Below are 9,970 nucleotides of genomic sequence, written 5' to 3'. Positions count from 1 at the left end.
CTTAACTGATCTGCATTACGCCACTTTGGGCTCGTTTTTTTGTATTTACTGATAACTGACAGCTGCTTTTTTATTCCGGCTCATACCCCAAGTTAGGCGATAGCCATCTTTCAGCCTCTGCGAGTGTCATATTAGTTCGCTTGGCGTAATCTTCTACCTGATCCTTTTGCACCGCGGCTACGGCGTAGTATTTTGCCTCTGGGTGTGAGAAATACCAGCCCGAAACAGCAGCACCTGGCCACATGGCGTAGGAGCTGGTGAGCTGCATACCAATGCGCTTTTCGGTATCGAGTAGTTGCCAAATTTTCTTTTTCTCGGTGTGCTCTGGGCACGCTGGGTAACCCGGTGCTGGGCGAATACCTTGGTAGTTTTCGCGAATTAGTTCATCGTTAGACAGGTTTTCATCTGGTGCATATCCCCAATACTCTTTACGCACTTGCTCGTGTAGGTATTCTGCAAAGGCTTCGGCGAGCCTGTCGGCAACTGCTTTAACCATTATTTTATTGTAGTCGTCTTGCTTGGCATCGAACGCATTGGCTAGGTCGTCCTCTTCTAGGCCGCCCGTTACCGCAAACGCACCAAAGTAGTCAGGTGTGCCTTTTGGCGCAATGTAGTCGGCTAAACAGTAATTAGCAAAGTCGGTTTTTTCGGTTTGCTGGCGTAAATGGCACGAGGTAGTTAATAGCTCTTTTCGCGTTTCGTCGGTGTAAATTTCTATATCATCCCCCACGCGGTTTGCAGGGAATAAACCAATGACACCTAAAGGTTGCAAAGCACCTGACTTTTCAAGGTCGTCGAGCATATCGTTAGCGTCTTTAAATAAGCTACGTGCTTGTTCGCCCACTACTTCATCGGTCATTATGCGCGGATATTTACCGGCGATTGACCACGTCATAAAGTACGGGGTCCAGTCTATGTATTTACGTAAAGTCGAAATTGATACATTTTTAAACTCGGTCACACCCAGCTTTTTCGGCACGGGTGGGGTGTAGTTATCCCAATCGAGCTTTGCAGCATTATCGCGGGCGCGCTGTATGGTAACCGGTTTTGAGCGCGGCTTTTTGCGTGCTTGTTGTTCGCGTACTTTGTCGTATTCGGCTTTGGTTTTTTCTAAAAAGGCGGGTTTTAGCTCTTTAGATAATAAGCTCGATACCACACCCACAGCGCGGCTGGCGTTATTTACATACACCACGCCTTTGTCGTACTGCGGCTCTATTTTTACTGCGGTATGCGCTTTTGAGGTGGTTGCGCCGCCAATCATAAGTGGTAATTCAAAACCTCGGCGGGTCATTTCTTTGGCTACGTGTACCATTTCGTCAAGCGATGGGGTAATTAAGCCCGAAAGGCCTATAATATCGGCTTTTTCGTCAATTGCTGTTTGCAGTATTTTTTCGGCAGGTACCATTACGCCTAAGTCGATTACTTCGTAGTTATTACATTGTAGTACTACGCCTACAATGTTTTTACCTATGTCGTGCACGTCGCCTTTTACGGTGGCCATAACAATTTTACCGTTGGTCGCGCCCTCTTCTTTTTCGGCTTCAATGAATGGGTCAAGGTAGGCGACCGCGCGTTTCATTACACGGGCCGACTTAACCACTTGGGGTAAAAACATTTTACCCGCGCCAAATAAATCCCCAACCACGTTCATGCCGTCCATGAGTGGCCCTTCAATCACGTGAATAGGTTTATCTGCGCCAGCACGGCACTCTTCTGTGTCTTCATCTATAAAGGTGGTTATGCCTTTTACTAGGGCATGCTCTAGGCGTTTTTCAACCGACCAAGTGCGCCATTCTAAATCTTCTACCCGCTCAGCTTGTGCCATGCCTGAATATTTAGGCGCAAGTTCAACAAGGCGCTCGCCAGCACCGGGGTCGGTGTTAAGAATTACATCTTCTACGGCTTTGCGAAGTTCATCGGGGATGTCGTCGTAAACCGCAAGCTGCCCTGCGTTTACTATGCCCATATCCATACCCGCTTTTATAGCATGGTATAAAAACACCGAGTGAATCGCTTCACGTACTGGGTTATTACCTCTAAACGAGAACGATACGTTTGACACCCCACCCGACACTTTACAGTGCGGTAAATTTTGCTTAATACGGCGGGTGCCTTCAATAAATTCTACGGCGTAGTTGTCGTGCTCTTCTATGCCGGTGGCAACGGCAAATATGTTGGGGTCGAATATAATGTCTTCTGGCGGGAAGCCAATTTCGTCGACCAAAATACGGTAGCTGCGCTCACAAATTTCAAACTTACGATCGGCGGTATCGGCTTGACCTTCGGTATCAAACGCCATCACAACAGCGGCGGCGCCAAAGCGTTTTATAATTTTAGCTTGGCGAATAAACGGCTCTTCACCCTCTTTAAGTGAAATGGAGTTAACAATGGCCTTGCCTTGAATACACTTTAAGCCTGCTTCTATAACTTCCCACTTTGAGGAGTCGACCATTATAGGTACTTTAGAAATATCAGGCTCTGAGGCAATTAAGTTTAAAAACTTAACCATGGCCGCTTTTGAGTCCAGCATGGCTTCGTCCATGTTGATATCAATAACCTGTGCGCCATTTTCTACTTGTTCGCGGGCCACATTAAGAGCGGTCTCGTAGTCTTCTTCCATGATCAAACGTTTAAACATGGCCGAGCCAGTTACGTTAGTACGCTCGCCGACATTGGTAAATACTGCAATTTGTTGGGTCATTGGCGGCTCCTTAATTTAAGTTACAGGCTTCTAGGCCTGATAAACGCATACGCACTTCAAGCTCTGGTAATTTTCGTGGTGCTGTGCCTTCAAGCCCTTTAGCAAAGGCACGAATGTGCGCAGGCGTAGTGCCACAGCAACCGCCAACAATATTAATAAAGCCCGATTTACCCCAATCTATGATCTCTTTTGCCATGTCGTCTGCTTCTAAGTCGTATTCTCCAAACTCATTGGGTAAGCCCGCGTTAGGGTGAACAGATACAAAGGTTTCGCACACACGTGATAGCTCTTCAACGTATTGGCGCAGTAAATCTGGCCCAAGGGCGCAATTTAAGCCAATTGAAAGCGGCTTAATATGGCGAATAGAGTTATAAAATGCTTCGGTTGTTTGCCCTGAAAGCGTACGGCCTGAGGCATCGGTAATAGTACCTGAAATCATCACTGGCAATGTGCGCCCTGCTTGTTCAAACGCTTCTTCTACTGCGAACGATGCCGCTTTTGCATTAAGCGTGTCGAATATGGTTTCGATTAAAATTATATCTACACCGCCCTCCATAAGCGCAAGGGTCGACTCAACATACGCAGTCACTAACTTATCAAAGGTGATATTACGATAGCCAGGGTCGTTTACATCCGGCGATAACGAACACGTTTTAGACGTTGGCCCTAAAACACCTGCTACATAGCGCGGTTTTTCTGGGGTTTTAGCGCTAAATTCGTCACATACAGCGCGGGCTAACTTAGCTGACTCTAAATTAACTTCACGGCTTATACTCGCCATGTCGTAATCTTCCATCGAAATGGTGGTCGAGTTAAAGGTGTTGGTTTCGATAATATCGGCACCGGCGGCTAAAAAGCTGCGGTGTATATCGGTTATTAACTCTGGCTTGGTTAGGCTTAATAAATCGTTGTTGCCTTTAATAAGCACGTGCCAATCTTTAAAACGTTCACCACGGTAGTCTTGCTCTTCAAGCTTATGCGCTTGGATCATGGTTCCCATTGCACCATCTAAAATTAAAATGCGCTGTTTGAGCGCAGCGCTCAGCTCTTGATGCTTATTGTTTTGAGGATTATTCGGCATAGTTGTTAGTCCTTACGTCTTGGCTAACTAAGTTAATATCATAGGGTGTGGTTTGGTAAACGTAATAATTTAACCAGTTTGAAAACAGCAAAAACGCGTGGCTTTGCCATGTTTTAGACGGTTGCTTGCTGGCATCGTCATCAGGAAAATAGTTTTCGGGCTTTGGCGCATCAGGGCTTTTTTGTAAATCGCGCTCATATTCGGCTTTTAAACTGTCGGCATCGTATTCTGGGTGGCCGGTAATAAACACTTGGCTGCCCGATTTATTTTTAAGTAAATAAGCCCCGACTCGTTCAGAGCCCGCTAATACCACCAGCTCTTCACAGGCGTTTATTTTATTTATATCTATGTGGCCATAGCGTGAGTGCGGCACTAAAAAGGTATCGTCAAAGCCGCGGGTAAGTGCACCATGGGCAAAGTAGCATTGATGGGTAAACACCCCACACAGTTTATTTTCTTTTAAATCGCGCTTTAAATTATAACGGTGATATAAAGCCGCGTGGGCAGCCCAGCACGAAAACAAGGTAGAGGTTACATGCTGCTCGGCCCAATCAATAATCACTTTGAATTCTTCCCAATACGCCACTTCTTCATACTCTAAATGTGCCAAAGGCGCACCGGTAATTAATAGTGCATCGTAATTATTGTTTTTCACTTCTGAAAAGTAACGATAAAAGGTATCTAAGTGTTGCTCTGAGTTGCTACTGCTACGATGCGTGTCAAGGCGCAGTAGCTCTACATTTACTTGCAGCGGAGAATTAGCCAACAAGCGAATAAACTGTACTTCGGTTTCTACTTTATTAGGCATAAGATTAAGAATAGCCAAACGCATAGGGCGTATTTCTTGCGTTTTTGCACGTGTTTTTGGCATTACAAACACGTTTTCATGACGTAAACGTGCAATAGCTGGCAATTCGTCTTCTACTGTAATTGGCATATTTTACTCCTACTCATAAAAACCGAGAATTTATACGCTCTTATTATGAACAGAATGCTAAAAATATCAACCTCTAGATGTATAGATGTCTAAATGAATTTATTCACCCAGTTTGTACAAATTGAATATGTACTTTAAAACAGCCCCATTCGTTGACTGTTTAACCCCTCAACAACTACAATACAGCATTGAAATTTTTATTATTATTTGAAGGCTTTCCTCCATGGTTTTACCTGATAAGTTTATATTCTCGATGAATCGAGTATCTAAAGTTGTGCCACCTAAGCGCACAATTTTAAAAGATATTTCGTTGCACTTTTTCCCTGGTGCTAAAATTGGTGTACTAGGTTTAAATGGTGCTGGTAAATCTACATTACTTCGCATTATGGCCGGTGTTGACCAAGACTTTGAAGGTGAAGCTCGCCCTCAACCTGGTACTAAAATTGGTTACTTACCGCAAGAGCCAGTACTGGATGAAAGCAAAACAGTACGCGAAATAGTTGAAGAAGCTGTTGGCGAAGTAAAGCATGCCCTTAACCGCCTTGACGAAGTGTACAACGAGTACGCAATGGAAGACGCTGACTTTGACGCCCTAGCAAAAGAGCAAGGCGAGCTTGAAGCGATTATTCAAGCGCACGATGGTCACAACATCGATAACGTTTTAGAGCGTGCTGCCGATGCACTTCGTTTACCTGAGTGGGACGCTAAAATTGAGCACTTATCAGGTGGTGAGCGCCGTCGTGTTGCTATTTGTCGTTTGTTACTTGAAAAACCAGATATGCTTATTCTCGATGAGCCAACTAACCACTTAGATGCTGAGTCGGTTGCTTGGCTTGAGCGCTTCTTACATGATTACGAAGGCACTGTTGTGGCGGTAACGCATGACCGTTACTTCCTTGATAATGTGGCTGGCTGGATTTTAGAGCTTGACCGTGGTGAAGGTATTCCGTGGGAAGGTAACTACTCTTCTTGGCTTGAGCAAAAAGATGCCCGCTTACAGCAAGAGCAAAAATCTGAAAAAGCACGTCAAAAATCAATTGCACAAGAACTTGAATGGGTGCGTTCAAACCCTAAAGGTCGTCAAGCTAAGTCAAAAGCGCGTATGGCACAGTTTAGCGAGCTACAGCAGTCTGATTACCAAAAACGTAACGAAACCAACGAATTGTTTATTCCACCTGGCCCACGTTTAGGTGACCAAGTATTAGAAGTAAACAACTTACGTAAAAGCTTTGGCGACCGTGTTTTAATTGATGATTTAAGCTTTAGCATGCCTAAAGGCGCTATTGTGGGTATTATTGGTGCCAATGGCGCGGGTAAATCAACCCTATTTAAAATGCTAAGTGGCGAAGAACAACCAGATAGCGGCAGCATTAGCGTAGGTGAAACTGTAGAGCTTGCAACCGTTGATCAGTTCCGTGGCAACATGGACGAAAGCAAAACTGTATTTGAAGAGATTTCTGACGGCCAAGACGTGCTAAAAATTGGTAACTTTGAGTTCCCAAGCCGTGCTTACGTTAGCCGTTTTAACTTTAAAGGTAACGATCAGCAAAAATTTGTTAAAGACTTATCTGGTGGTGAGCGTAACCGTTTACACCTTGCTAAGCTTTTAAAAGCCGGTGGTAACGTAGTACTACTGGATGAACCAACCAATGACCTTGATGTTGAAACACTTCGCGCCCTTGAGAACGCTATTTTAGAGTTCCCAGGCTGTGTAATGTGTATATCGCATGACCGTTGGTTCCTTGACCGTATTGCAACGCACATTTTAGATTACCGCGACGAAGGCCAAATTAACTTCTTTGATGGTAACTACACTGAGTACGAAGAGTGGCTTAAAAAGACCTTTGGCGCAGAAGCTGCACAGCCTAAGCGTATTAAGTACAAAAAAATTGGCTAACAGCCACCGTTAATAAGTTAAAAGCCCTGCATTTTATGCGGGGCTTTTTTATGCAAGCTATTTTTAGCTTTGAGCAAATTGGCGTGTTAAGCATTACCAGCTATGCTTATTATAAATAACAACTTTATAAGATTATTATGCAAAACCGTCGGCAATTAACATTGATATAAACAGCATTACGCATTTAAAGCGCTTGGTTGAACTAAACCTTGCTGATGAAACATTATTACACCGTGAGCTTGAAACGCTTATTTACCAAACATAAATAGACGCACTGCGTGAAGTTGATTACCATAACCAAAAATAATTAAACGACGCAGATATGAGTTTAAATCCCAATCTACCTTTAGTTTATCATCCTAATTACTCGTTTAGTTTTGATCCCAAACACCGCTTTGTAATGAGTAAATTTGCGCTGCTATACCAGCATGTTAAAACCCTTGGGCTTGCTGGCAGCAATATCATAGAGCCACCACATGGTCGTGTTGAAGAGTTAGAAATAGTGCACTGTGAAAACTATATTCACGATTTATGGCATAACCGCCTAGATGAAAAAGCCATGCGCCGTATAGGCCTACCTTGGTCACAAGCACTAATGAACCGCACATTTACCGCACCATTAGGGACACTGCAAACCGCGCGTTTAGCACTTAAAAATGGGCTTGCGTGTCATTTAGCGGGCGGCACTCACCATGCCCATAGTGATTTTGGTTCGGGTTTTTGCATGGTGAACGATTTAGCTTTTACCGCACAAACGTTAATTCAAAACCGTGAAGTAACCAACGTACTGATTTTTGATTTAGATGTTCACCAAGGTGATGGCACGGCAGCCATGCTGGCTCATCAACCTTATGCGTTTACCTGTTCAATACACTGTGAGAAAAACTTCCCGTTTAGAAAGTCCCCTAGCGATTTAGATATTGGTTTAGCCAATAATATGCAAGACGCTGAATACTTAGGTATTGTTGACGATACCCTGCAATTTTTATTACACGAGCTTAACCCAGATCTGGTTTTATACGATGCTGGCGTTGATATTTGGCAAGAAGATGGCTTAGGTAAACTGGATATTAGTTGGCAAGGAATAGAAAAGCGCGACCACATAGTGCTTAAACGCTGCCTTGCAAATAATACCCCGGTGGCCACTGTAATTGGCGGTGGTTATGACAGAGATCATCAGCGACTAGCACAGCGCCACGGCATTGTTATTGAGCAAGCGGCTAGTTTTTAATTATATTTTTAACTGACTCGGCGTAATGCCGGTCCAACGCTTAAAAGCTCGGCGAAAATTAGGAATATCATAAAATGCTAATCGCATCGCGACTTGTTCATTGCCTTGCTGGCACACCCCCAGTAAATGCAGTGCTTTAAGTTTATTTTGCTCATCTTGTAATTGCGAATAGCTAACACCATGTTGTTTTAACTTACGTTTAAACGTAGCAGGGCTCATAGCAAAGTGCTCAGCACTGTTAGCAAGGCTGTTGTTTTTATTACGGTAAATGCGCTGGCACACAGCCTCAACAAAAGACTGTGATACATTCTTATTTAACTCACTTTGCGCTATGCACTGCTGCCAGCGCAATGGACTCGACTCTGGGTTTGGGCACTTAAGCAGTTGTTTATCAAAATGCCAACGGGTATAGGGTTGTTCAAATCGTACCCGTAAACCTAAATGCTGCTCATACTCTTGAATATGCCGCGGGCGTTTACAAGTAAAATCAAAATAACAGTGCGGGTAGTGATCTCTCACTCTTTTTAGTAAGCTCATTAGCGCAGCGCTGTATATTTCAAAACAATAATTTTTTAATGGCTCGTCCATACCTACATTCGGTTGCAAGTACAGATAGAAATCATTTTGGAAAATATGCTTACGAGTAAAAAATAAGGGGGCAAGCATCGCTTGTATTTTATGTAATTGCTTTAAAGAGGCACCTAGTGTGGGGCCTAAACGCACACTTTGCATTGCTGGGCTAAAGTCATTAACCAATTGATGACCCAGTAAAAAGCCACTATCATTACTCTTCATTAAGGTTTTAAACTGGCTAATTAATGCTAATAGCTGCGACAAACTAAAGCGCTGTGATAGATCATATAAATCTTGCTCAAAAATACCCGTACCACGCAGCAATTTATGCAGCGGTATCCCTCGTCCTTGAGCAAGCTCCACCAGCGCAGTGATCATTCCCTCCGCGCTGAGGTATTTATCGTCTAAGCTAATATACTGCTGCACCTACAAGGGCCTTTTCTTTTTGTAATTGTTGATGTAACAGGCTGGTTTGCTGCACTGGATCTTGCGCTAAATCCATTGCCATGGTGGCGGTTAAAATATGCTGAAACTGTGCGCCTTTGCTTTTTGCGACTTTAAAAGCACAATGGTTAAGCGCCGCTTTCATTTGCGCTAGTAATTCTTTGGCTTGGCTTTGGCTGGTATTCGGCATAAGCACAATAAAACAATCGCCAGCATAGCGACAAAGCACATCATTCAAACGGCAATTCATTACTAGTAAATCACTAATTTCTCTTAGTAACCTATCACCTTCACTAAAACCAAACTGCGCATTAAACTTTGCAAAATCACGAATATCAATAACACCTAAAGTGGCGGATTGCTGCTCTGTTTGGCGTTGCTGCATGAGTGAATGTAAGTAGTTAACTCGGTATAACCCTGTTACCGAACAGACTTTTTCATGCTCTCGCAGATGCGCTTCACGACGACGCAATTGACGATTTAAAACAAATTGCTCTTGATGCCAATAATAAAGCCCAACGCTTGTGAGCAACATGCCAAAAGGAGCTGGTAATGATTCAAACCATGTTAACCAAAGTTGCGATGGTTGCTTGAGCCATTCATCGAGTAAATCCAAAGTAGCTGAGAACATAAACAAACCTAAACCTAACACTAATAAGGTAGTTACTTTGCCTGGCGGGCGTGAAATAAGTAACGCAACTATCCAGCTGAGGGTCATCAACACAATACCGCCTTCACCAACAATATCGAGCCACGCAATTTCTTGCCATTGCTTAAGTTCGCCAAAGTAAGCGCATATTGCTACAGCAATAACTAACAATAAAATGATGGTGTTGGTTAATTTTGCATGGTTGGTAAATGGGTTATATCGCATTAGGGTGGCTTCTTTTGTCTATGTTGGTCTGCATGCTAGCTTAGTCATGCTGTGTTCGTCAGGGTCATATTGGCTCATTGATATGACATTGAGATTAAAATTTATAGGTATTTAACTTAGTAATAACCATTTTTAGTGCGCTGAAGCTGTGTTTAAACAGCTCAAATGTCTGTTTGAAAAGTACTAAGTTGGCGTTTTGTCAGGAATTAACGGTAAAACTGTCACATTAGCG

At 43.5% G+C, this 9,970-nt stretch carries 7 protein-coding genes and 1 pseudogene; 3 read left to right on the top strand and 5 right to left on the bottom strand.

Annotated elements, in window-relative coordinates:
• Nucleotides 1-70 precede the first annotated feature (70 nt).
• Genes metH through CWC30_RS01845 form a run of 3 tightly spaced genes read right to left on the bottom strand, consistent with a single transcriptional unit; the run spans nucleotide 71 to nucleotide 4,719 of the window.
• Nucleotides 71-2,701 (bottom strand): methionine synthase, encoded by a 2,631-nt coding sequence (gene metH / locus CWC30_RS01855; protein WP_138626270.1) that lies wholly within the window; start codon nucleotides 2,699-2,701, stop codon nucleotides 71-73.
• 10 nt (nucleotides 2,702-2,711) lie between these two features.
• Entirely contained in the window at nucleotides 2,712-3,782 is a 1,071-nt protein-coding gene (locus tag CWC30_RS01850) for a homocysteine S-methyltransferase family protein (RefSeq protein WP_138626269.1), read from the bottom strand.
• Nucleotides 3,772-4,719 (bottom strand): homoserine O-succinyltransferase, encoded by a 948-nt coding sequence (locus tag CWC30_RS01845; protein ID WP_028835473.1) that lies wholly within the window; start codon nucleotides 4,717-4,719, stop codon nucleotides 3,772-3,774. The genes CWC30_RS01850 and CWC30_RS01845 overlap by 11 nt, the downstream gene beginning before the upstream one ends.
• Before the next feature lie 223 nt (nucleotides 4,720-4,942).
• Between CWC30_RS01845 and ettA the strand changes: the two genes are divergently transcribed.
• From ettA to CWC30_RS01830, 3 genes and pseudogenes are all read left to right on the top strand, one after another.
• A complete protein-coding gene (ettA, locus tag CWC30_RS01840) occupies nucleotides 4,943-6,616 on the top strand; it encodes an energy-dependent translational throttle protein EttA (RefSeq protein ID WP_138626268.1) in 1,674 nt (557 codons plus the stop codon).
• Nucleotides 6,617-6,773: 157 nt separating this feature from the next.
• Nucleotides 6,774-6,881: pseudogene (locus CWC30_RS18575) on the top strand (PilZ domain-containing protein); the annotation flags it as partial.
• Nucleotides 6,882-6,938: 57 nt separating this feature from the next.
• Nucleotides 6,939-7,847, top strand: coding sequence for a histone deacetylase family protein (locus CWC30_RS01830; protein WP_138626267.1), 909 nt, complete (start codon nucleotides 6,939-6,941; stop codon nucleotides 7,845-7,847).
• Here the strand turns inward: CWC30_RS01830 and CWC30_RS01825 are convergent, their stop codons facing one another.
• Together CWC30_RS01825 and CWC30_RS01820 are read right to left on the bottom strand one after the other, a co-directional pair.
• On the bottom strand, nucleotides 7,848-8,846 hold the full coding sequence (locus CWC30_RS01825) for an AraC family transcriptional regulator (protein WP_138626266.1): 999 nt from the start codon (nucleotides 8,844-8,846) through the stop codon (nucleotides 7,848-7,850). It lies immediately after the preceding gene.
• The gene (locus CWC30_RS01820) at nucleotides 8,830-9,738 is read right to left on the bottom strand and encodes a GGDEF domain-containing protein (RefSeq protein ID WP_138626265.1); all 909 of its coding nucleotides are present in this window, start codon (nucleotides 9,736-9,738) and stop codon (nucleotides 8,830-8,832) included. Before CWC30_RS01820 ends, CWC30_RS01825 begins: the two co-directional genes overlap by 17 nt.
• Nucleotides 9,739-9,970: the final 232 nt, after the last annotated feature.

Origin of the sequence: Pseudoalteromonas sp. S4741 (genome assembly GCF_005886135.1) — a bacterium.
GTDB lineage: Bacteria > Pseudomonadota > Gammaproteobacteria > Enterobacterales > Alteromonadaceae > Pseudoalteromonas > Pseudoalteromonas tetraodonis.
The sequence above is the reverse complement of the archived record's forward strand: the minus strand, read 5'-3'. Positions and strand labels throughout refer to the sequence as shown.

Coding starts and splice junctions, on each gene's coding strand:
- metH (WP_138626270.1), bottom strand. CDS start 2,701: ATGACCCAACAAATTGCAGTATTTACCAATGTCGGCGAGCGTACTAAC.
- CWC30_RS01850 (WP_138626269.1), bottom strand. CDS start 3,782: ATGCCGAATAATCCTCAAAACAATAAGCATCAAGAGCTGAGCGCTGCG.
- CWC30_RS01845 (WP_028835473.1), bottom strand. CDS start 4,719: ATGCCAATTACAGTAGAAGACGAATTGCCAGCTATTGCACGTTTACGT.
- ettA (WP_138626268.1), top strand. CDS start 4,943: ATGGTTTTACCTGATAAGTTTATATTCTCGATGAATCGAGTATCTAAA.
- CWC30_RS01830 (WP_138626267.1), top strand. CDS start 6,939: ATGAGTTTAAATCCCAATCTACCTTTAGTTTATCATCCTAATTACTCG.
- CWC30_RS01820 (WP_138626265.1), bottom strand. CDS start 9,738: ATGCGATATAACCCATTTACCAACCATGCAAAATTAACCAACACCATC.